This window comes from uncultured Barnesiella sp., from assembly GCF_946496565.1.
Taxonomy (GTDB): Bacteria; Bacteroidota; Bacteroidia; order Bacteroidales; family Barnesiellaceae; genus Barnesiella; species Barnesiella merdigallinarum.
Window position 1 is genome coordinate 47,202 of record NZ_CAMMHD010000004.1, and the last position, 23,405, is coordinate 70,606.

At 56.8% G+C, this 23,405-nt stretch carries 15 protein-coding genes; 8 read left to right on the forward strand and 7 right to left on the reverse strand.

The window, feature by feature from the left end:
• Positions 1-80 precede the first annotated feature (80 nt).
• Positions 81-1,772 carry a T9SS type A sorting domain-containing protein gene (locus tag Q1K76_RS03240; protein WP_300131009.1) on the reverse strand — a complete coding sequence of 564 codons (1,692 nt, stop codon included), beginning with the start codon at positions 1,770-1,772 and terminating at the stop codon, positions 81-83.
• A 349-nt stretch (positions 1,773-2,121) separates the two neighbouring features.
• Between Q1K76_RS03240 and Q1K76_RS03245 the strand changes: the two genes are divergently transcribed.
• The 5 genes from Q1K76_RS03245 to Q1K76_RS03265 are packed head-to-tail and all read left to right on the forward strand — an operon-like array spanning position 2,122 to position 6,168.
• Positions 2,122-3,324, forward strand: coding sequence for a dTDP-glucose 4,6-dehydratase (locus Q1K76_RS03245; protein WP_300131012.1), 1,203 nt, complete (start codon positions 2,122-2,124; stop codon positions 3,322-3,324).
• A 23-nt stretch (positions 3,325-3,347) separates the two neighbouring features.
• Positions 3,348-4,226, forward strand: coding sequence for a glucose-1-phosphate thymidylyltransferase RfbA (gene rfbA, locus Q1K76_RS03250; protein WP_298663091.1), 879 nt, complete (start codon positions 3,348-3,350; stop codon positions 4,224-4,226).
• On the forward strand, positions 4,216-4,635 hold the full coding sequence (locus Q1K76_RS03255) for an FdtA/QdtA family cupin domain-containing protein (protein ID WP_289541169.1): 420 nt from the start codon (positions 4,216-4,218) through the stop codon (positions 4,633-4,635). Before rfbA ends, Q1K76_RS03255 begins: the two co-directional genes overlap by 11 nt.
• Positions 4,628-5,050 carry an FdtA/QdtA family cupin domain-containing protein gene (locus tag Q1K76_RS03260; protein ID WP_087408618.1) on the forward strand — a complete coding sequence of 141 codons (423 nt, stop codon included), beginning with the start codon at positions 4,628-4,630 and terminating at the stop codon, positions 5,048-5,050. Before Q1K76_RS03255 ends, Q1K76_RS03260 begins: the two co-directional genes overlap by 8 nt.
• Entirely contained in the window at positions 5,047-6,168 is a 1,122-nt protein-coding gene (locus Q1K76_RS03265; RefSeq protein ID WP_087408617.1) for a DegT/DnrJ/EryC1/StrS aminotransferase family protein, read from the forward strand. The genes Q1K76_RS03260 and Q1K76_RS03265 overlap by 4 nt, the downstream gene beginning before the upstream one ends.
• A gap of 175 nt (positions 6,169-6,343) precedes the next feature.
• Here the strand turns inward: Q1K76_RS03265 and Q1K76_RS03270 are convergent, their stop codons facing one another.
• The 6 genes from Q1K76_RS03270 to Q1K76_RS03295 form a co-directional block, all read right to left on the reverse strand.
• Positions 6,344-10,720 (reverse strand): choice-of-anchor J domain-containing protein, encoded by a 4,377-nt coding sequence (locus tag Q1K76_RS03270; RefSeq protein WP_300131017.1) that lies wholly within the window; start codon positions 10,718-10,720, stop codon positions 6,344-6,346.
• A 298-nt stretch (positions 10,721-11,018) separates the two neighbouring features.
• On the reverse strand, positions 11,019-11,528 hold the full coding sequence (gene tpx / locus Q1K76_RS03275; RefSeq protein WP_300131019.1) for a thiol peroxidase: 510 nt from the start codon (positions 11,526-11,528) through the stop codon (positions 11,019-11,021).
• A gap of 23 nt (positions 11,529-11,551) precedes the next feature.
• A complete protein-coding gene (locus tag Q1K76_RS03280) occupies positions 11,552-12,670 on the reverse strand; it encodes a hypothetical protein (protein WP_300131022.1) in 1,119 nt (372 codons plus the stop codon).
• A 174-nt stretch (positions 12,671-12,844) separates the two neighbouring features.
• Positions 12,845-16,531: a methionine synthase gene (gene metH / locus Q1K76_RS03285; protein ID WP_300131024.1), complete on the reverse strand. Its 3,687-nt coding sequence runs from the start codon at positions 16,529-16,531 to the stop codon at positions 12,845-12,847.
• 239 nt (positions 16,532-16,770) lie between these two features.
• Positions 16,771-17,358, reverse strand: coding sequence for a crossover junction endodeoxyribonuclease RuvC (gene ruvC / locus Q1K76_RS03290; protein WP_300131026.1), 588 nt, complete (start codon positions 17,356-17,358; stop codon positions 16,771-16,773).
• The gene (locus Q1K76_RS03295; RefSeq protein WP_241147825.1) at positions 17,359-17,754 is read right to left on the reverse strand and encodes a DUF4286 family protein; all 396 of its coding nucleotides are present in this window, start codon (positions 17,752-17,754) and stop codon (positions 17,359-17,361) included.
• Between the two features lie 66 nt (positions 17,755-17,820).
• Between Q1K76_RS03295 and Q1K76_RS03300 the strand changes: the two genes are divergently transcribed.
• The 3 genes from Q1K76_RS03300 to Q1K76_RS03310 all read left to right on the forward strand — a co-directional run bounded on the left by Q1K76_RS03300 (position 17,821) and on the right by Q1K76_RS03310 (position 23,391).
• On the forward strand, positions 17,821-19,395 hold the full coding sequence (locus tag Q1K76_RS03300) for a sulfatase (RefSeq protein WP_298663292.1): 1,575 nt from the start codon (positions 17,821-17,823) through the stop codon (positions 19,393-19,395).
• A gap of 14 nt (positions 19,396-19,409) precedes the next feature.
• Positions 19,410-21,722, forward strand: a complete 2,313-nt coding sequence (locus Q1K76_RS03305) for a glycoside hydrolase family 20 protein (protein ID WP_300131029.1) — start codon at positions 19,410-19,412, stop codon at positions 21,720-21,722.
• Positions 21,723-21,849: 127 nt separating this feature from the next.
• The gene (locus Q1K76_RS03310; protein ID WP_300131032.1) at positions 21,850-23,391 is read left to right on the forward strand and encodes an arylsulfatase; all 1,542 of its coding nucleotides are present in this window, start codon (positions 21,850-21,852) and stop codon (positions 23,389-23,391) included.
• The last annotated feature ends 14 nt before the right edge of the window (positions 23,392-23,405 follow it).

Consider the following 23,405-nt stretch of genomic DNA (forward strand, 5'->3'; position numbering starts at 1 on the left):
TTTTTGGGGGGGAGGGTGAGTAGAAACAAAGCGTAGGGGAGGCTTTCCGTTTGTTTTCCTCCCCTACGAGTGTTACTGGATTATTTGATGAACTTGATCATCGTTCCGTCGATGTTGGCTATATATACACCTTGAGCGAGATCCGCTACCGAAACCTCAGGGGTGTTTTCGGCCTGCCATACGATTTGGCCGCCCAGGTTGTAAATGACCACTTTCTTCATTTGGGGAACTACAAGCACCTGTGCCTGACGGTCATAATAGGCGGCTTGGGCTGCAACGGTTTCGATACCCGATGCCGGTGAGATATGGATATTGAAATCATAAGCGATACCATTTCTCAGTTCGTTGAAGAAATCGGTAAATACTTTCGTGTTCCAGTCCTCGGTATAGGGATTGGGGGCCATGTATACGACACGCATGCGATAGGTGCCGTCGGGTGTTCCCTCGGGAATGGCGATGGTTCTTTGCCAACCTTCGGCAACGCTGCCGTTGGGATCGCCAAAGTTGTTGTTCTTGCTGCTGTCGCCCAGCGGCTCGTAAAGCTCGTTTTCACCGGCGAATGTCTTGTCGTTGTTCCAGTCGATGTAGAGAGCCTGACGAGTCCAAACCAGTTCGGGTTCGCACACGTTTTCATTTACAGTGATGTCGCTGTTATATTGTTTCAGTTTCAAGGTGAAAGATTCGAGGCCTTCGGTCAGTTCGATAGGCGTAGAGGTCTTGTCGATAACAGCACCTTCGATTTGGGGGGTATGTACTTCCTTGTATTCGGTGAAGGGCAGTTCTTCCTGACTGTTGCAAGTGAAGAGTTCGTGGCTCTCATCACCTGCTGTATAAGAAGCGGCACCCAGGTAGCGGTTTTGTTGATTCAAGCCTACCTCATAGAAACGAGTCATGATGGGATAGTCTTTTTCTACAAATTCGGCCACGAGATTGATGCTCTCCTCTCCGGCATAGGAGTAGGTGGGGCGGTAGCTGACTGCATTTTCGGTACCCTCTTCAACCCAACGGTAAAACATATAGTTCTCGGCGGCCTCTGCTTTTACGGTTACGGCGTCGGTCGAGCCAACCTCTACGCTGTTTTCGTTGCTGCCCTCGATTGAAACAGAGCCTTTGCTGTCATCGCTTGATGCAATGGTGACAGTTTTTTGCACTGCCGGAGAGTAGTCGGTCTCGTAGAAGAACCAGCCCGAGGCTTGGTGTACGCCGGCGGCGTAGATGGTAACGCCGAACTGGGTGCCGCCGTCCATGGCATTCATGAAGGCACGAGCCCCGCTATATCCGATATATTGCAATGCGTATTGGTTGGCAGCACAATCGTTGCTGATACCGGTCGATTGGCTGGTGATTACGTCCCACACCGTACCGGTCTCGTTCATTTCGAGCGGGGTATTTACGTGTGTCGATCCGTCTTCTGCTGTAGCCGAAGTGGGAACAAATACCCGCTGACCGTTGCTGTTGACCAGATAGGCGTGCGTGCTTGTTCCATCGTTGGCCGACTCCAAGCGCCAGATGAAGGCCTCGGTTACTTGACCTTCGGGAATGCCCGACATGAATTGTTCGGTGCACAATGTGGTGCCGTCCAATTTCAGAAAGCGGTTCTTACGGGTGTTGTCCGAGAGGTGCGACGACATCAGCAGATACCATTTGGGCGAATCGGCGGTGCTGATTTCGGGTACTACGGCTCCATCCAGAGGAGTAACGGCTGCTTCGATGTGATTGGTGGTAAATAAACCTGTTACAAAAAGTAACGATAAAAGTAAATTCTTTTTCATAAAGAGTGTTTTTAATGGATATTTGGTTTTTAAATTTGTTGTTTCATGGTAATCGAAAGCTTGAAAAAACAAAACCTTCGCATAATATTAAACCGGGGGAATCGAGTTATCCCTAATGTGATAAATATATTTTAACAATATTGTCTCGTGTTTTTGTATTTGGTAGCGCATCTATCGATTTATTGGAACTCGTTTGGAGGTAAGAGATGTTTTTCTTCTCTTTTTATTGTGAAAGGTAAATGGATGTGTAGGGCAGAATCTTTGATGTAACTTTGAAACATAATGAAGCTCGTATTGTATTTTTTCTTAAAAAAGTCGTAAATTGCGACGAATTTTTTAATTGTCGAACATGAAAAAATATTTGGTTACCGGCGCAGCCGGCTTCATTGGTGCTAACTTTTTGAAATACTTGTTGAAGAAGTATGGAAACGATATTTATGTGGTAGTTTTGGATAAGCTCACCTATGCCGGCAACTTGGGTACAATCAAGGAGGAGATTGCCGACCCTCGGGTACGATTCATCAGAGGGGATATACGCAATGCCGAATTGGTAGCCAATATTTTTGCCGAGACCGATATAGACTATGTGGTCAACTTTGCGGCCGAGTCGCATGTCGATCGCAGTATCACCAATCCGCAACTCTTCCTGGAGACCAATATTCTGGGGGCCCAGAACATGCTTGACTGCGCCCGCAAGGCGTGGTATCGCGGGAAGGACGCCGAGGGTAAGCCGGTCTATGCCGAAGGGAAGAAGTTCTTGCAGGTGTCGACCGACGAGGTGTATGGTTCGCTGACCAAAGACTACGACGAGCCGCATCCGCTCGAAATTACCGACCCCGACGTGCGCAGGGTAGTAAGCGGCCGTACCGACCTGCACACCTATGGCAAGCACTTCTTTACCGAGACGACGCCGCTCGATCCGCGTTCGCCCTATTCGGCTTCGAAAACCAGTGCCGACCTCTTTGTACGGGCCTATCACGAGACCTATGGCATGCCGGTAAACATTACTCGCTGCTCGAATAACTACGGGCCGTACCACTTCCCCGAGAAATTGATTCCGCTGATTATAAAGAATATCCTGGCCGGCCAGAAACTTCCCGTTTATGGCAAGGGCGACAATGTGCGCGACTGGCTCTATGTCGAGGATCATGCCAAGGCTATCGATGCCGTGCTGGAGCACGGCCGCATAGGCGAGGTCTACAACGTGGGCGGTTTCAACGAAGAGAAGAATATCAACATTGTGAAACTGGTGATTTCCATCATTGCCCGCATCATGCGCGAGGAGCCTGAATATCGCAAGGTGCTGAAGACCGATGTCGAGAATATCAACGAAGATTTGATTACCTTCGTGGGCGACCGCCCGGGACACGACATGCGCTACGCCATCGACCCGTCGAAGATTGCCCGCGAGTTGGGCTGGTATCCCGAGACTCCCTTCAAGGTAGGTATCGAGAAGACCGTACGCTGGTACCTCGACCATCAGGACTGGGTCGACGAGGTAGTAAGCGGTGATTATCAAAAATATTACGAACAAATGTATGGCAATCGTTGATTGCCTGTTAGAACAGATATACAATGAAAGGCATAGTATTGGCCGGAGGTTCCGGTACGAGATTGTATCCCATTACGCGGGGTGTGTCGAAACAGATGCTGCCCGTGTATGACAAACCCATGATTTATTATCCCATATCGGTATTGATGCTAGCTGGGATTCGCGAGATACTCATCATCAGCACGCCTACCGACCTGCCCGGGTTCAAGCGGTTGCTGGGCGACGGCAGTCAGTTCGGCGTGAAGTTCGAGTATGCCGAGCAACCTTCGCCCGACGGATTGGCCCAGGCCTTTATCATCGGCGAGCAGTTTATCGGGAACGACACCGTTTGCCTGGTGTTGGGCGACAATATCTTTTATGGGCAGAGCTTTACCCGCATGCTGCGGCAGGCTGTGGCCGAGGCCGACAAGGGCATGGCTACGGTGTTTGGCTATCGGGTGGGAGACCCCGAGCGCTACGGTGTAGTCGAGTTCGACGAGAGCGGACGCGCCATCAGCATCGAGGAGAAACCGGCCAAGCCGCGGTCCAACTATGCCGTGGTGGGGCTCTATTTCTATCCCAACCGGGTAGTCGAGGTGGCCAAGCAGGTGAAACCCTCGGCCCGGGGCGAGTTGGAGATTACCTCGGTAAATCAGGCTTTTCTCGAGTCGCAGGCACTGGGTGTTCAGTTGATGGGGCGTGGTTTTGCCTGGCTGGATACCGGTACGCACGAGTCGCTCTATGAAGCTTCCAACTTCATCGAAACCATCGAGCACCGTCAAGGCCTCAAGGTAGCTTCGCTCGAAGAGGTGGCCTATCGCATGGGATGGATCGACCGGACTCAACTGCTCGAGCTGGCCGAACCGATGAAGAAAAACCAGTATGGACAATATTTGATAAGATTGGCGAACAATGAGCTTTAACCGGGTGCGATTGATCGATTTGCCCAAAGTGGCCGACAAGCGGGGCAACCTGTCGTTTATCGAGAGCGACCGGCACATCCCGTTTGAGATTGCGCGCACCTATTGGCTCTACGACGTGCCGGGCGACGAGCGGCGCAACGGTCACGCCTTTCGGCAGCAAGAGGAGTTCATCGTAGCCCTTTCGGGTAGCTTCGACGTGGTGCTGAACGACGGCACCGAGACGCGGCGCTACCACATGGCCCGCTCGTACTACGGGCTTTATGTGCCTCGTATGATGTGGCGCGAGCTCGATAACTTCTCCACCAACTCGTTGGCGCTGGTGCTTTCGTCGACCCCCTACGATGCCGCCGATTATATCGAAGATTTCGAGGAGTATCGCACGTTGTTGAAAGGAGGTCGAGATGAGTAAACGGGTTTCGGTAGACGATTGCCGCATCATTCAGTTGCCCAAGCACATGCAGGAGAGCGGCAGCATTACGGTGGTGGAGAACAACCGCGAGTTACCCTTTGCCGTGAAGCGGGTCTATTATCTCTACGATGTGCCGGGCGGCGAGGAGCGTGGCGGCCATTCGCACAAGCAGCTGTACGAGTTTCTGGTGGCAGCCGGCGGCTCGTTCGACGTGTTGCTCGACGATGGCGAGCACACCCGCACGGTGACGTTGAATCGTCCCTATTACGGCTTGCTCATCGTGCCGGGTATCTGGCGGGTCCTCAACAACTTTTCGTCGGGCTCGGTGTGTCTGGTGCTGACCTCCGACTATTACGACGAGTCCGATTATGTGCGCGAGTATAACGATTTCAAGCAGATAGACAGTCAAGAATGAAATATCCCCACCTCTCTTTGAAACGGGCCAATGAACCCTATATGGCCGAGATGAAGGCCGTCGCTGCCGAGGTAATCGAGGGCGGCTGGTATATCCGGGGCAAATATGTGTCGCAGCTCGAGGAGCTGTTGTGCCAATACCTGGGTTGCCGCTATGCGGTGGCTACGGGCAACGGGCTCGATGCGCTGCGGTTGATGTTGCGAGCCTATATCGAGAGGGGGGTAATGCAGCCGGGCGACGAGGTTATCGTACCGTCGAACACCTATGTGGCTTCGGTTCTGGCCATAACCGACAACCGACTGGTGCCGGTTTTTGTAGAGCCTTCGGTCGATACCTACAACCTCGACACCTCGCTGATCGAGCAGGCCATTACCCCGCGCACGCGGGCCATCATGGTGGTGCACCTCTATGGCCGGGCCTGTTGGGACGAGACACTGAAGTCGGTAGCTGCCCGTCACGGACTCAAGATTGTCGAGGACAATGCCCAGGCCTTCGGGGCCGTCTCGTCGGTCGCCGGACTGCAAGGTTCGCACCATACCGGGGCGCTGGGCGATGCCGCAGGCGAAAGTTTCTATCCCACCAAAAACCTGGGAGCCCTGGGCGATGCCGGGGCCGTGACTACCGACGACCGCGAGGTGGCCGATGTGGTGCGGGCCTTGGGCAATTACGGCTCGGCCGTGCGCTATGTCAACGAATACAAAGGGGTGAACAGCCGCATGGACGATTTGCAGGCCGCCTTCCTTTTGGTAAAGTTGAAACACCTCGACGAGGAGAACCGCCGTCGGGTCGAGATAGCGCGCCTCTATACCGAGTCGATTGACAACGAGCGGCTCATCCTGCCACAGGCCGGAGAGCCCGGCGAACACATCTGGCACCAGTATGTGGTGCGGTGCACCGAGCGCGACCGGCTGATGCGTTATCTCGAGTCGCAGGGGGTAGGCAGTCTCATTCACTACCCCATACCGCCGCACAAGCAACAGTGCTATCGCGAATACAACCACCTGCATCTGCCGCTGGCCGAAACGCTAGCCCACGAGGTATTGAGCCTGCCCATGTCGTCTTATCTGACCGACGACGATGTGCACGAGATTGCCTCTATCATCAATCGGTTTGCGTAATACCATATCTTTGTTTTTGAATGGGAGGAATACCGTTTGGTGATTCCCTTTCAAGAGTAATATTGACGAATGTAACTCGTCGATTCAAGCCGAAGAAAAAGAAGAATAGAAAGAGGGCAACCCTGTTGAGTCGTAGACTCTGGGGTTGCCCTCTTTTATGGTCTGTGGGGGGAGATTAGCGCACGCAGACTCTGGTCACTTGGCCGTCGGCCTTTACTACGTAGATGCCGGGCTCTACGGCGATGGATGCCGTGTCGTGCCCAATCCCGTAAATCTTGCCGTCTATGCCATATACCGCTATGTCGTCGGCTCCATCGACCCGAATCACTCTGTGCTCTACCCGGATGGAGATGCTGTCTGCAGAGAGCCCTTCCATGCCGGAGGATACGCTTGCTTCGTATTCGTTCGAAAGTCCCGATTCACCTTCGGCGTATACGGCAGTTACCTGGTAGCGGTGCGAGCCCGTCTCCGACGGGATGCCGGAGAGGTCGTCGACATACTGGGTTTCGGTCAATACCTTATCGTTGAGTCGGATGCCGTCGCGATAGATATTGTAACCTGCAATCGTGTAGCTGGGGGTACCGTATGTGTAGCTGATGTCGTCTACCAGCCAGGCCAGGGTCATGTAGGAGATGTACCGGATGGCAAAGTATTTGGTACCCTCCGGCAGTTCTACTTCTACTTGAGACCACCCCAGATTCGAGGCGTAGGTATCGCCCAGTTTCGTGAAGTCGGCAGGCGTGTTGCCCGTGGTGGAATAGAGTACTTCGAACTGGTCGAAGCCATAGTTGACATTCACCGAGCGGTTCCAGAAACTGATTACCTGTTGAATGCCGGGGAGCTCGGGCGAAATCAGCCAGTCGTCGTTGGCCTTGGTTGTCGAGGCGAAGGCTGCCAGGCATTTGGAACCCGAGTGGGCAAAGTCTGATACCATCGATTGGCTTGCTTCGTCGATACCGTCAATGTCGAATACAATATACGACATGGGTTGTCCCTGATTCTGGAACATGACACCGCCTTCAAGTCCGAATGTGTCGTCGCCGTCCATATCGTAGAAGGTATAGTTGCCGGCCTTCCCGATCGAGAACGACTCGTACCCTTCCAGGTCGTCGGTTACCTGCACGGTCTTGCTCTCCGTGTCGGGTGCCTCCCAGGAGAGGGTGACCCGATTGCCCTCTACCTCTCCATTCAGGGTTACAGTCGGGAGATTAGAGGCGGTAAATTCTACCGTCTTGGCCTCGCTGTCGTTGTTGGAGAGGTCTTCGTCAGCATCGAACGCCGCATGTATTTTGTAGCTGATTGCTTCGGTTTGGGTAACGGGCGGGCATACCGTCATTTCGACCGTCTGCTGGGCCGATACTGCAAGGTGATCGATGGTTTCGGTCTTGACTACCTCGTCGTTGGCAAGCAGTTGTACGGCGATGTGGTCGGCTTCGTAAGTACCGGCGTTGGAGATGGTGGCTGTCACTTGGTTGTCGACGCCCAGAGTCATGGTTGCGGGAGTGGTGAAGTCTGTAACGACCACATCATATCCGGCAAACTCGCGTACCTCGATGTTGTCGAGCAGGAAGTAGTCTTGCTGTGAGCGGGCATTTACATTCACACCCACTTGAACCGTTTGACCTTTGAACTGGGCCAGCGAAACAAATACGCGTTGCCAACCCGTGCCTGCCGAATTGGTATGTATCGGTTCGGTCAGATAATAGGTTTCGCCACTGGGAATGCGCACGGTGGGGGCGAGGTCAAACAGGTCGTCGGTCGTTCCGCAATAGTAGAACGACAGCCCTATCTTGTCACTCTCGGGAATTGCAATCTTGCCCGAGAGCAGCAGGTTGTTCTCCTTGGCCAGGAAGGGCTCGAGGTAGAACATGCCCTGGTCATCGTCTTGCGGCATGCACACCGGCTGGTAGCACGACTGGGCCGTGCTCCAGTATGCCCCTTCGTTCATCCACACATGTTGGAGCAGTGCCTCGGGACACGACTCCTTGAATGGAACCTGATAGGCCTCGCCTACGGGTATCATCGAGGTGTAGCCGTTGACGGGGTTGCGGCCGACACGGTTCTCGGCGAAAATATAGAATATGGCCAGAGCCTGTTCCTCATCGGCCGGTGTTTCAATCGTGGTAGTCCAGCCCTTTCTGGCATCTTCGGCCGTGAGTCCGGTGGCCACAATCTGCTCGTTGATGTCGACCATTGTATAAGTAATCAGGTCGCTGTTGATGGAGTCGCCGTCTACATCTTGTGCCAGGGGATTCCAGGTGACCGTCACCTCTCCGGGAGTAGTGGCACTCTCCGTGATTTTGCAGTCGGTAGGGGTGGCAGGCAGTTTCAGACCGGCATAGGCATCTTGGTCATAGGGTATGCCCGCTCCAGATTCGTTCGAGGCTACGATGGTGTAGTGAACGGTTGTCTCTTTGCCCACTTCGTCTTTGAAGGAGAGGGGAGCGCCGGGTGATACGTTGGTGAATTGTTTCACCATTTCGCCGTCTCGGGTTACGGTTACGGATGTGATGGAGGCGAGTTGGTTGCCGGCGATGTTCTTGTCGGGGGCATTGAGGCTGACGTCGATAGCTGCCGATCCGTCGGGTTGGGCCGTGAATTTTACGTTTTCAACAATGGCCGGTGCCGTGTCGGGGATAGGAGCTTCGATGGTGAAGTTGTCGATGTAGATGGCTCCCATGTTTATCTTGGACAAGCAGTGGATACCGATGTAGTAGGTACCCGTTGTTTCGGGAGCGATGACAGCGTAGTAGGTGCGATAGGTGGCATCGGTCAGTTCTACGGTATCGATGAGTGCGGTTACCAGGGCATCCACGTTGGCCTGAGTTCCCATCTTGACCTCAAAGTGATCTTTGTAGTTAGCCTCACCTCGTGCATCGATGGCCAGGCGATAGGCTTTGCCTGCTTCCAGTTTTACGGGGGCCGACACTAACCAGTCGTTCATGTCGTTCTGCCAGCTGTACCCGATGTATGCACAGCCCGACTCGTTCCAGCCCCACGTGTTGAAGTCGTCGTTCGAGTCGATAACGGTGAAGGGGAGGAAGTCGTCGCCGGTTGCAAATGCGTTGGTATATGGCGGCATGATGCTACCCATTACTACGGCATTGGATTTGGTCTCGTTCGAGGTTACCCCTTCGAACTCGGCCACTACCTTATAGGTATATATCGAGAGCTTCTCGGGTGCGGCTACGGCGTCGGTGCATTGTGTGGCGGCGATGTGGCTGGCAACGACCGATTCCTCCACGCCGTTGTTGTAGCGAACTACCGTATAGGTCACCCGGCTTGCGTCGAAATAGCCGTTGTTCTCAGAGGTGGTCACGGCATCCCAGCTGATGTCGAATGTACCCTCTTGGTAAGCGATAGTCACGGTTGCGGGAGCGTATGGTTTGTCGGGGCCCACCCACAGGTTCACTTTGTTGCTCGAGGGAGAGTCGCCCACGCTATTGCTCACAAGCACGGTGAATTTGTACATGCCTGCTTCGGCCACTTGAACCGGTACGTCGATTGCCGCACCGGGAGCAGCCTGGCCGTGAGCTATCTCTTCGTCGTTTGCCCGGATGCTGTAGGGCAGGTCGCCCGTGAGGCTGCCGCCGGCAAACGTCTGGACGGGCATGGTGAATGTGGCGTTTCCGCTCAGAGAGCCGTCGGTGAACGATACGGCCAGGTCGGTAACCGCAGCCGGTGCGCCATCTTCGGCAAGCGGAGCGATGAGGTGCATGCCGCATACCTCGCCCTGCAAGTCGCAGATTTTGGCCACGGCATAGGCGTTGTTGAAGTCGATCGAGTAGAGAGCGGTCTCGGTGTCGGTACAGGATGCGTAGTAGAGAATCTCCGTTTTGCTGTCATAGGCAGCTGAAGTAAGGTAGTTCGACACGATGCCCGTGTTGGCAAGTGGGGTCTCTTCGCCCGTACTTTTATTGATTTCTACCAGGCGTCCGTCGCCATAGATTCCGTATAGCGCCTTGGCATCGCATGCCAGTGCGATATAGGGCTCGTCGAGCGAGCAGATGGTGCCGGTCCGTTTCACGGGAGTCAGACTCATTTTGCCCAACTCGTATCCGCTCAGGTCCTGTTTGTAGAAGCAGCCGTATATGTCGCTGCCGTCGGAGGTCATACACTCGGCCATCAGGTTGAAGTCGGCCTGGTAGTTTTGTTCGAGCAGCGACCAGTCATCTATGTCGAACAGCCGGTAGTATGCGCCGTATACCTGCCCCATGTACTGGTCCATGAAGCAGCAGATGTATTTGCCGTCCAGGGCGGCACCGCCATTGCTCGCATTCAGGGTATAGTCGGTTTTGATGGCGGTCAGCCCGTTTGCTTGTATCGAGTAGATGCCCACGTCGAGACCTGCGTTGCTCTGGACTACCGACCCGATGAGGTTGGGCATCGTTACCGTCTGTGCGGCGGGTATCTTTTTGAGTGAAAAGGCGGTGGAGGCAATGTTGTTTGGCGCTGTTGCCCGGTTGCCTCGAATGGTGTTGACACTTCGATGCTTGAAGTGGGCCTTTACTTCGCGTGGTTTCTGGATAGTCGTTTGTGCATTTTGTTTCACAACGGCATGGTGCGATGTGACTGCCGGTGCCGGAAGTATCAGACACCACAATGCAGCTAGCACTGCTAAAAGTTTGAATTTTTTAGGCATAATGTTGTGCGTTAAAATTATAAAATGTCTATTCAATGTGATGATTTGATGTGTAAAAGTAATGCTTTTTGATAAAATGTGGAATAGTTTGTAATAAATATGATAGATTTTCTTGCTTTTTGATGGTGATGTGTTTAAAAGGGAATCGCCTCTCCACACCGGTGCGGAGAGGCGATTCTTGAGTTTGTCGGATGGTACGAGTGTCGTGTTACCACTCCTGTTTCAGCGCGTTGATGGCTGCCTCGTAGTTAGGTTCGTGGGTGATTTCGGGCACGAGTTCTTCGTAGATTACCCGGCCGGTTTCGTCGATAACCACTACGGCTCGGGCCAGCAGGCAGGCCAGGGGACCGTTGACCATCTCGACTCCATACTCCCTGCCAAATTCGGGTGAGCGGAAGGCCGAGGCGGCGATGAGGTTCTCGATGCCCTCGGTCGAGCAGAAGCGCGACTGGGCAAAGGGGAGGTCTTTCGACACGGCTACGACGGTGGTGTTGTCGAGCGAGGCCGCCAGTTGGTTGAACTTGCGTACCGAGGTGGCGCAGACGGCGGTGTCGAGGCTGGGGAAGATGTTCAGGACGATGCGTCGTCCCTTTAGCTCTTCGCTGCGCAGTTCGGTCAGGTCGCCGCGGGTGAGGGTGAACTGGGGAGCGATGCTCCCGACTTGAGGCAGTTTGCCGTAGGTATGTACGGGGGTGCCTTTGAATGCTGTTGTTTCCATTGTAGTGAATGTATAAATGATTTTTAATGTGGAGGTTGTTTCGACGGGTGGCGCATCTGTCGGATGGCCAGTTCCAGCTCCTCGGCCAGCGAGGGGGTGTAGCCTACCTTGACCCAGCGAATTCTCCCATCGGGGTCGAGTAGAAAGAGGGTGGGGTAGCCGGTCACGCCGTAGGTGGTAGCGGTTTTCGCCGCGTGTTTCAGTACGATGGCTCCGGCCGGATTGGGGGTAGCCTCGGGTTCCCGGTCGGCGTAGAGCAGTACCGGGGTCAGATTTTCTTGCTGCGAAATCGCCTCGACCGTCTGTCGCACCGGGGTGCAAAACTGGCCTTGGGTATCGAGGAACAGCAGCAGGGTCTCCTGCCCCTTCAGGTGGTCGGAGGTGAAGCGGCGCTCACTCCAGGGCAGGTCGAACCGGGGGGCCTGTTGTCCCACGCGGTCGCTGGCGGCATAGCTCCCTTCGCGAAAGAGGTGGAACACCTCGTTGTAGGCGTGTAGCAGATGCTCTTCGCCGAAGTGGTCGGGAGAGAAACGGGTATCGGTACGGCTCGGGCCATACCTCACCACAACCGTTTGCGAACCCAGATGGCCGGGATTGTTCTCGGTCTCGCGGTAGAGAGGCAGTCCGGTAGTGGGGTCGAAGGTATAGAGTATGGTGCAGGCCACCTCGCCCCGCATCGAGTCGGTCACCAGTATGGCGTGGCAGCGTTCTCCCTGCACCGTCGTGTCGGGGAAGAAGAGCACCCGGCAGTCGGGTTTCGCCCGAAATTCGTTCAGTTGCCGGGCCATCTCAGCCGGGAAGAGTTCGGCAAACAACCCCGAGCGGTGCACCCCGAGATTGCGGCCCCGTGGAACAAAGGGCTCGGGGTTTTCGTCGTGGTGATACTCCCGCAGCCGGTTGCGGTCGAATCGAAAGCTGTGACCCGAGGCATACGCCGCAAAGTTGCGATAGTGGCAGGTGTCGTTCTCGGCCTTGTAATCAATGAGGTAACTGTACCCGCACAAGGTATCGGCCGGCTCCCTGCGGTAGTCGAGTCGGGCGCGGTATTCGATTTCAGAGTCGGTGATGGGCAGCGTCACCCGGTAGGTAAACGAGCTCTGGTAGTTCGACGTCGTGTCGAGTCGGGCGATTAGGTCGTCCATATCCGCCTGAGCTTGAGCAAGCGCGATGCCCGCCGACAGTGCAAGGAGGAGGACCCGAAGGCGATGGTGTGTCATAGTCGTGATGATGATTGGTCTGTCCCGGCTATAACAATCGCAACGGGTGGTTGGTTCGATGAGATTTGTTAATTCTCTGTGTGGGTTAAAAATTACGAATCATACCGAGAGCCATTTGGTTGTGGCCTCGAGCGAGAGACCCCGCTGACGGGCATACCGCTCGCGCTGGTCGGGGGCGATGTGGCCGATGTGGAAATAGCGGGCATCGGGGTGAGCCAGGTAGAGCCCGGCGGTCGAGGCGTTGGGATACATGGCCCCGTTTTCGGTGAGGGTAATCTCTATCTCTCCGAGGTCGAGTGCCCGGTCCCAGTCGAAGAAGAGCGAGTGGTCGGGCAGTGAGGGGTAGCCTGCGGCCGGGCGTATGCCGCGGTAGTTTCCGGCCAGGAGAGCCGGCAGACCGAGAGCGGGTTCGTCGGGAGCATATCCCCACAGTTTGCGCCGCACCTTCAGGTGCAGCCACTCCGAAGCGGCTTCGGCCAGGCGGTCGGCCAGCGATTGCAACAGCAGGGCGTTGTAGTCGTCGCCGGCGAGGCGCAGCCGTTCGATGCGTCGCTGTATGTCGCCGCCGGCCGTGACGGCAAAGAGTCCGGCATAGTCGGGGGCTCCGGTCTGCTCGGGGCGTACAAAGTCGCTCAGGGCATAGTAGCAGGCATCGGCTTCGGGCTTGCGTACCTGTTGGCGCAGGCAGGGAATTTCGAGCAGGTCGCCCTCGGGCAGGTGCAGACGTATGAGGTTGTCGCGGTTCGATGCTTCGGTCAGCAGATAGACCCCTCGGGGCGAATCGTTGTTTTCGCGTTCGAGGATGTCGAGCAGTCGGTTGGCCTCCTTGTAGAGTTGCATTGCTTCGGTGGCTTTGGCCCGCTCGGCCGTGGGGAATGCGGCGAGCCAGGCGGCCCGGCAGTGGTCGCAGCCCCGCATGTCAGCTATGGCGGCATATTGTGCTCCTATCTTCCACACGGCAAAGAAGGCCCGCCAGTTGATGTAGGGGCGAATCTCGGTGATGGTGGGGGCAATCGTGTGGCGGCCCAACTCCCGGGGACGCGGCGCAACGTAGTGGGCCCAGTCGATGCGGGGAGCCCGCTGTTCGGCCTCGGCCAGGGGCAGGGTGTCGGCCGGTTTCTGCGAACGGCGCAGAGCCTCCTGCTCGGCTTGCAGCGAGACGATGAAGCTCTGGCGGGTCTGCGGGTTGAGCAGTTGTGCGGCGATGAGCGGATTTTGCGAGGCGTCGCCGGCGTGGACGACGGGCCCGCTGTACCGCGGGGCTATCTTCACGGCGGTATGCAGCCGCGAGGTGGTGGCCCCGCCGATGATGACCGGGGTGCGCAAGCCGGCCTTCTCCATCTCGGCCACGACGTGACCCATCTCTTCGAGCGAGGGGGTGATGAGCCCGCTCAGCCCCACGAAGTCGGCCTTTTCGGCAATGGCCCGTTCGACAATGCGTTCGGCCGGGACCATTACGCCCAGGTCTATCACCTCGAAGTTGTTGCAGGCGAGGATGACGCCGACGATGTTTTTGCCGATGTCGTGCACGTCGCCCTTGACGGTGGCGATGATGAATTTGCCCCGTTTCGCCGTCTCGCCCGTGCGGGCATTCTCCTGTTCGATGAGGGGTTGCAGGATGGCCACGGCCTGCTTCATGGTGCGGGCACTCTTGACCACCTGGGGCAGGAACATCTTTCCCTCGCCGAAGAGCTGGCCCACGCGGTTCATCCCCTCCATGAGGGGCTGTTCGATGACGGCGATGGCCGACCCGTATTGGGCCACCGCTTCGGCCAGGTCGCTCTCGAGGTGGGTCGACAACCCTTTGACAAGCGCCTGTCGCAGCCGGTCGGCTACGGGTACACTTGTGCGTTCCTGCGGTTCGGTCCTATTCGGTTTGTCGGCCTCCTCCCGGTGCCGGGCGGCAAAGTCGATGAGCCGTTCGGTCGCATCGGGGCGGCGGTTCAGCACCACATCCTCGATGAGCGTGAGGGTCTCGGCAGGCAGGTCGTCGTAGGTCACCGAGGTGGCCGGGTTGACGATGGCCATGTCGAGCCCTTGGGCAATGGCGTGGTAGAGGAAGACGGCGTGCATCGCCTCGCGTATGTAGTTGTTACCCCGGAAGGAGAAGGAGAGGTTGCTCACCCCGCCGCTCACCTTGGCCTCGGGTAGGTGCTGGTGAATCCAGGCCGTGGCGCGGATGAAGTCGACGGCGTAGTTGTCGTGGCTCTCGATGCCGGTGGCTATGGCCAGCACATTGGGGTCGAAGATGATGTCGCAGGGAGCCATGCCTGCTACCTCGGTGAGCAGCCGGTAGGCTCGGGCACAAACCTCGATTTTGCGTTCATAGGTATCGGCCTGCCCCTGTTCGTCGAAGGCCATCACCACCACAGCCGCCCCCATCCGTTTGATTTCGCGGGCGTGTTGCAGAAAGAGCTCTTCACCCTCCTTGAGGCTGATGGAGTTGACAATCGCCTTGCCTTGCAGGCATTTGAGAGCCGCCGAGATGACCTCCCATTTCGACGAGTCGATCATGACGGGTACCCGGTAGATGTCGGGGTCGGAGACGATGAGGTTCAGGAAGTTGACCATCTCGTCGCGGGCGTCGAGCATGGCGTCGTCCATGTTGATGTCGATGACCTGTGCTCCCGCCTCGACCTGCTGGCGGGCGATGTCGAGCGCCTCGGCGTAGTTCTTTTCGTGAATGAGCCGCAGGAATTTGCGCGAGCCGGCTACGTTGCATCGCTCGCCGATGTTTACGAAGTTGGTCTCGCGCGAGACTACCAGGTCGTCGAGTCCGCTCAAGTGCAGCCTATGGTCGCGGGGAGCCGGACGACGGGGCGCAGCCCCGGCCACGAGTTCGCGATAGGCCGCAATGTGTTCGGGGGTGGTTCCGCAGCAACCGCCCACGATGTTGACCAGCCCCTCGTCGATAAACTCTTTGATTTGTACGGCCATCGACTGGGGTGTTTCGTCGTATTCGCCCAACTGGTTGGGCAGTCCCGCGTTGGGATAGGCGCTCACGTAGCAGGGGGCCATGGCCGCCAGGCGTTGCAGCCAGGGCTTCATGTCGCGGGCCCCGAACGAGCAGTTGAGTCCCACGGCCAGCAGGGAGGCGTGCGATACCGAGGTGAGGAACGCCTCGAGGGTTTGCCCCGAGAGGGTGCGGCCGCTTTCGGTAACGGTGACCGAGAGCACCACGGGCACCTCGCGACCCGCCGACTCCATGGCCTGCCGCGCAGCCCACAGGGCGGCTTTGGCATTGAGGGTGTCGAAGATGGTCTCGACGAGCAGCAGGTCTACGCCTCCCTCGACGAGCGCCTCCATCTGTTCGCGATAGGCTGCGGCAAGGGTGTCGAAATGGAGGCTGCGCAGGGCGGGATTCTCCACGTCGGGCGACATGGAGCAGCTCTTGTTCGTAGGTCCTACCGACCCCGCTACGAAGCGCGGTTTCTCGGCAGTCGAGTAGTCGTCGGCCGCTTGGCGGGCCAGACGGGCAGCAGCGAAATTGATTTCGCGCACGGCCCCTTCGAGCCGATAGTCGGCCATCGATATGGCGTTGGCATTGAAGCTGTTGGTCTCGATAATATCGGCCCCGGCCTCGAGGTAGGCCCGGTGTATCTCGTCGATGATGTGCGGTGCGGTGAGGCAGAGCAGGTCGTTGTTGCCCTTCAGCTCCACGTCGGTGTGGGCAAAGCGTTCGCCCCGGAACTCCCGTTCGCCGAGTCCGTAGCGTTGTATCATGGTTCCCATGGCTCCGTCGAGCACGAGAATGCGTTGGTCGAGTAGTTGTTTCAGAGTAGTCATATCATGTAGAGGTATGGCGTGAATACAAAAAAGGGCAGGATTGGAAATCCCCGTGTACAAAGGTAACGCTAATTATCGTTTGGCCTCTCGAAATAATCTCTTCTTTGGGGTGGGTGATGTGGTGAAATATTCTGTTTTTCGCCCGACAGAGCAGAGGAAACAAACAAATATTCTGCCAATAATGGAGATAATATGTAGCTGAGGACCGGGGCGGGAGCTGATGCGACGCGGGTCGGACGCTATTTCTTGGGCAAAGGTTTCCCGTTCGAGACCTTGTCGGGGTTCTTGCTGATGAAGTCCTTCCAGCTGTTGTAGCTCTTGGGCTCCTGAGGCCGGTTGGTCTGGTAGAAGTGGCAGAGGGCGGCCGCCAGACCGTCGGTAGCATCGAGCTGGGGCAGCATGTTCTCCTCGGGGATGTGGAGGATGCGTTGCAGCATGGCGGCCACCTGCTCTTTCGAGGCACCGCCGTTGCCGGTAATCGACATCTTTATTTTCAGGGGGGCATATTCGGTGATGGGAATATCGCGCGAGAGGGCGGCCGCCATGGCTACCCCCTGGGCGCGGCCCAGTTTGAGCATCGACTGCACGTTCTTGCCGAAGAAGGGAGCCTCGATGGCCATCTCGTCGGGCAGATATTGCTCAATGAGGCCCAGCACCCGGTCGAAGATGCGCCGCAAACGCAGGTAGTGGCTCTCGAACTTGTTGAGCTGAATCACCCCCAGCGCCACCACCTCGGGCTTGTTCTTGACTACGCGCAAGATGCCGTAGCCCATCACGTTGGTGCCGGGGTCGATGCCTATGATTACTCGGTCGTTCTCGGGTGTCATTTACAAGTCGATTACTTCGAGCAAGGTGCTGAATCCCAAAACCTGATCGCCAAACCGTTTTTGCATCTCGGCAAGCAGCGCCTCGCCGCACTCCTCGTGCCAGCGTTCCAGCGATTCGGTATCGGGCGATTTGAACTGGAGCGAGAGGCTGGTGCCTTCGTCTTCGTTATCGGCAAAGATGCGGGTCAGTTGCGGCTCCCGCAGCAGGCCGTGCTCCACGACGGTAGGGATATACGACTCTTTCAGCCAGTCGATAAACTCGTCTTTGCGAGCATTGTCGGCATGATAGGTGGTGTTGAAGATAATCATCTCGAACGGTTTTTGAACGGTTATATCAGTTACAAAGGTAAGAAGATTTTGCGAAAGTCGTATGGAGATGGATGTCTCATTTGTCATTGTGCTTTTCTATTTATATATTTGTAGAATCTGTTATTTGTCCAACCTATAAGTGCTTTAATCCTTATGAAATCGATTGACTCCAACTGGCTTTATGCCGTAGCCTCTTTTGCGGTAGTGGGTAGTTTGGCTTCGTGCCAGAACACCAAGAGGGAGGCGCTACGCCCCAATATCATCTATATTATGACCGACGACCATACGGCTCAAATGATGAGTTGCTATGATACCCGCTATATCGAGACTCCCAATCTCGACCGCATCGCTCGCGACGGCGTGCGGTTTACCAACAGCTTCGTGACCAACTCGCTGAGCGGTCCCAGCCGGGCTTGCATGATTACCGGCAAGTTCAGTCATAAAAACGGTTTTACCGACAACACTACCTGCCGGTTCGACAGCTCGCAGCAAACCATGCCCAAACTGTTGCGGCAGGCCGGTTACCAGACGGCTATCGTGGGCAAATGGCACCTCGAGTCGTTGCCTACGGGTTTCGATTTCTGGGAGATTCTGCCGGGACAGGGCGACTATTACAACCCCGATTTCATTACACAGAACAACGATACGGTGCGCAAGCACGGCTATGTGACCAACATCATTACCGACGAGAGCCTCGACTGGCTGCAAAACAAGCGCGACAAGTCGAAACCTTTCTGCCTCTTTATCCACCACAAGGCGATTCATCGCAACTGGATGGCCGATACCTGCAACCTCACGCTGTACGAAGACCGTGAGTTCCCTTATCCCGAGACCTTCAACGATACGTATGAGGGCCGTCTGGCCGCTGCGGCTCAAGAGATGAGCATCGCCAAGGACATGGACCTGATTTACGACCTGAAGATGTTGCGCGCCGATAAGGATAGCCGACTGAAATCGCTGTATGAGTCTTTTTACGGACGTATGGATTCGGCCCAGAAGGCTGCCTGGGACAACTTCTATAATCCCATTATCGACAAGTTCTACAAGGACAACCTGCAGGGCGAGGAGCTGGTGCACTGGAAATACCAGCGCTACATGCGCGACTATGCCAAGACGGTGAAGTCGCTCGACGACAATGTGGGCCGGGTGCTCGATTACCTCGAGAAAGAGGGGCTGCTCGACAATACGCTCGTGGTCTATACCTCTGACCAGGGTTTCTACATGGGCGAGCACGGCTGGTTCGACAAGCGCTTCATGTATGAAGAGTCGATGCACACGCCGCTCATCATGCACCTGCCCAAGGGGCTCGACAAACGGGGCGACATTCCTCAGATGGTGCAGAATATCGACTATGCGCCCACCTTCCTCGAACTGGCCGGGGTTACCGTGCCCGACGACATGCAGGGTGAGTCGCTGGTTCCGCTGTTGCGGGGCGAGTCGCCGGCCGACTGGCGCACCTCGATGTACTACCACTTCTACGAGTTCCCTGCCGAGCACATGGTGAAGCGCCACTATGGCGTACGCACCGATCGCTACAAGCTCATCCACTTCTACAACGACATCGACGTGTGGGAGCTCTACGACTTGAAGAACGACCCTTGCGAGATGCACAACATCTACGGGCAGGAGGGTACCGAGGAGATTACCCGTGACCTGAAGAAGGAGCTGAAGCGGCTGCAAATACAATACGACGACCCGATCTTGAACGAGTTTCCCATTAACGAATAAACGAGGGGAGAGCCATGAAAATAAAACTATGGATTGCTTGCGCTCTGGGGTTGAGCCTGCCGGTATGGGCGGGCGAGTCGGTCGGGGCCGAGGCGTTGCCGGTGATACCGGCGCCGATGACATGCAGCGTAGACAGCGGCTATTTCTACTTTACCCCCTCGACAACAATCGGGGTGGAGTGTGAGTCGCAGTTGCAGATGGTCTCGACTTTTGTCGACCGCTTGGGCCGCACGGCCGGTTTTCTGCCGGCCATCGAGGTAGGAGCTCCCGAGCCCGATGTGCGGCTGATGACGGTGCCCTCGATGGCCCCCGAGGCTTATCGGCTCGAGGTGTCTGCCGGGCGGATGACGATAAAGGCGTCGGGCGATGCCGGTTTCTTCTATGCCTTGCAGACGTTGCGTCAGTTGCTCCCGCCCGCCATCGAGGGGGTGGAGCCTGTGGCGCGTAACCTTTGCCGGGTGCCGGCGATGACGATTGACGACGCTCCGCGGTTCGGATATCGGGGGCTGATGATTGACGTGTCGCGCTACTTTATGCCCAAAAAAGATTTGTTGCAGATTATCGAGGCGGCCTCGATACTGAAAATCAACAAGCTGCACTTGCATCTGGTCGACGACAACGGCTGGCGCATCGAGATTAAGAAGTACCCCCGCCTCACGCAGGTGGGAGCCTGGCGCGTGAAGCGCGACGAGCTCTTTCCCAACCGCCGCAACCAGGAGCGGGGCGAGGAGGCTACCGAGGGCGGATACTATACGCAGGACGATATTCGGGAGATTGTGCGCTATGCGGCCGAACGTCAGATCGAGGTAATCCCCGAGATTGAGATGCCGGCCCACACCAATTCGTCGCTGGCTGCCTATCCGCAGTTGGCCTGCCCCGTGGAGGACCGCTTTATCGGGGTGTTGCCGGGCATCGGCGGGAAGAACTCCGAGATTGTCTATTGTGCCGGCAACGACAGCGTGTTTTCGTTTCTCGAGGATGTCATCGACGAGATTGTCGAACTCTTCCCCTCGAAATACATACACCTGGGTGGCGACGAGGCTTCGAAGGTAAACTGGGCACGATGCCCGTTGTGCCAGGCCCGCATGAAGGCCGAGCACATCGACCATATCGAGGAGCTGCAAAGTTACTTTATGACCCGCATGTGCGACTATGTGCGCAGCAAGGGCAAGGAGGTGATGGGCTGGGACGAGCTCACCAACAGTACCCTGCCCGAGGGGGCCATCATCTACGGTTGGCAAGGTTTGGGCAAGGCGGCTCTCAAGGCGGCCGAACAGGGGCATCGGTTTGTGATGACTCCGGCCCGGGTGCTTTATCTCATTCGTTATCAGGGACCCCAGTGGTTCGAGCCGTTTACCTATTTCGGCAACAATACCCTGAAGGATGTCTACCAGTATGAGCCGGTGCAGCAGGATTGGAAACCGGCCTACGAATCGCTGCTGATGGGGGTACAGGCTTCGATGTGGACCGAGTTCTGCAACTCGCCGGCCGATGTGGAGTATCTGCTTTTTCCCCGGTTGCTGGCCTTGGCCGATGTGGCCTGGACTCAAAAGGGCACGAAGGATTGGCCCGGATTCCTCGCCCGGCTCGACCGGGTGTTGCCTCACCTCGAGGCATTGGGCGTGACTTGCGCCCGCTCGATGTACAACATCGACCACCGGGTTACCCCCGAGAAGAAGAGACTGCAGGTAGACCTCTCGTGCATCCGCCCCGATGTGGAGATACGCTACACCTGCGACGGCACGGAGCCGGTGGCCACGTCGCCGCTATACGAAAAACCGTTTACGGTCGATGCCTCCACCTGTGTTCGGGCGGCTACCTTTGCACAAGGTGTGCAGATGGGGAAGACCCTCACCCTGGATATGCAGTGGAATCTGGCTACGGGCAAACGGGAGATAGCCAACAACGGGAGTGCCGGTGTACTCACTAACGGTGTGCGGGGCAGTTTGCGCCATACCGATTCGGAGTGGGTGGGCTGGTACGACCAGGATGCCACGTTTGTGATTGACCTGGGAAAGAAGACCCCGGTGAGCGAGGTGACTCTCGGCTGCATCACCAACTCGGGCATGGCGGTTCACAAGCCTGCCGTAATCAGGCTGTCGGTTTCGAACGACAAGAAGAACTACCGCCCGGTGGGCGAGATTCGCTATTCCCGGGAGGAGATTTTCGAGAACCGCATGGCTATCGAGGATGCCCGTTTCGACAACCTCGGGGTGAAAGCCCGTTATCTGAAGTTCGAGGTGGTGAATCCGGGTCTCTGTCCGGCCGGCGATGTGCGCGAAGGGCAGAAGGTCTGGATGTACTTCGACGAGGTGATGGTGCAATAGTCGCCCGACAGCCCAGGGGATAGCCCTGATACGGCTTCCCGAAGAACAATTTTTTTTGACTTTTACCGCACCCTGCTCTATGCGGGGCAAGGGTGCCATCCATACGATACACAAAACAGAGAAAGAGATGAAATCGATACCTTTGATATTACCTTTGATGGCTCTGCCGCTTCCTTTCGCGAGCCATGCCGCCGAGCGGGAGTCGCAAACGCCCAACGTCATATTCATTTATGCCGATGACATCGGCTATGGCGACTTGAGTTGCAACGGCGCCAAGACCATCAGCACGCCCCACGTCGAACAACTGGCCGCCGAGGGGGTGCGCTTTACCAATGCCCATAGTGCGGCGGCCACCAGTACGCCGGCCCGCTATGCCATGCTCACCGGCGAGTATGCCTGGCGTCGGCAGGGCACGGGCATTGCCGATGGCGATGCCGGTATGATCATACGCCCCGACCGTTACACCTTGGCCGACATGTTTCACGAGGCTGGTTACACGACCGGTGCCATAGGCAAGTGGCATCTGGGGTTGGGCGACAAGAAGGGGACGCAAGACTGGAACGGGCTCATTTCGCCCAACCTGTCGGACATCGGGTTCGACTACTCCTACATCATGGCGGCCACGGGCGACCGCGTGCCCTGCGTGTTTGTGGAGAACGGGCGGGTAGCGAATCTCGACCCCGACGACCCCATCTACGTCAGCTATCAGAAAAATTTTCCTGGCGAACCTACGGGCAAGAACAACCCCGAGTTGCTCACCATGCTCCCTTCGCACGGTCACAACCAGAGTATTGTGAACGGCATTTCTCGCATCGGGTTTATGAAGGGGGGCAAGTCGGCCCTGTGGAAAGACGACCGGATTGCCGATGAGTTGACGGCCAAGGCCATCGACTTCATCGAGCAGCACAAGAACGAGCCCTTCTTCCTCTACTTTGCCACGCAGGATGCTCATGTGCCCCGGGTGCCTGGCCCCCGTTTTGCCGGCAAGTCGGGTATGGGACCGCGAGGCGACGTGCTGCTGCAGTTCGACTGGAGCGTGGGCGAGGTGATGGCTGCGCTGAAGCGGCTGGGTCTCGACGAGAATACGATTGTGATTCTCTCGAGCGACAACGGGCCGGTGGTAGACGACGGTTATCGTGACCAGGCGGTCGAGCTGCTGGGCAACCACAAGCCGGGCGGACCCTTCCGCGGAGGCAAATACAGCCTGTACGAGGCCGGTACCCGCGTGCCGTGCATTCTTCGCTGGACCGGTCATGTGCAACCGGCAGTCTCCGACGCGCTGGTTTGTCAGCTCGACTGGATGGCTTCGCTGGCCTCGCTGCTGGGGGTGTCGATGCCTGCCGGAGCTGCTCCCGACAGCGAGAACTGGCTCGATGCCTGGCTGGGCAAAGACCGTCAAGGGCGCAGCTCGCTGGTCGAGCAGAATGCCCAGAACAACCTCTCGATTATTACCGCCGACTGGAAATACCTCGAACCGGGCGAGGGTAGCCCCTACAACAGCAACGTGGGTATCGAGACCGGTAACAGCCCCGACCCTCAGCTTTACGACATGCGCAGCGATAAGGGCGAGACGAAAAACGTGGCTGCCCAATATCCGGCCGTTGTCGAGGAACTGGCCCGCAAGCTGGCCGAAATCAAGGACGGTCGGGTAGGGCTCCCGCTGGAGTGAGGATGTGTGAAGGT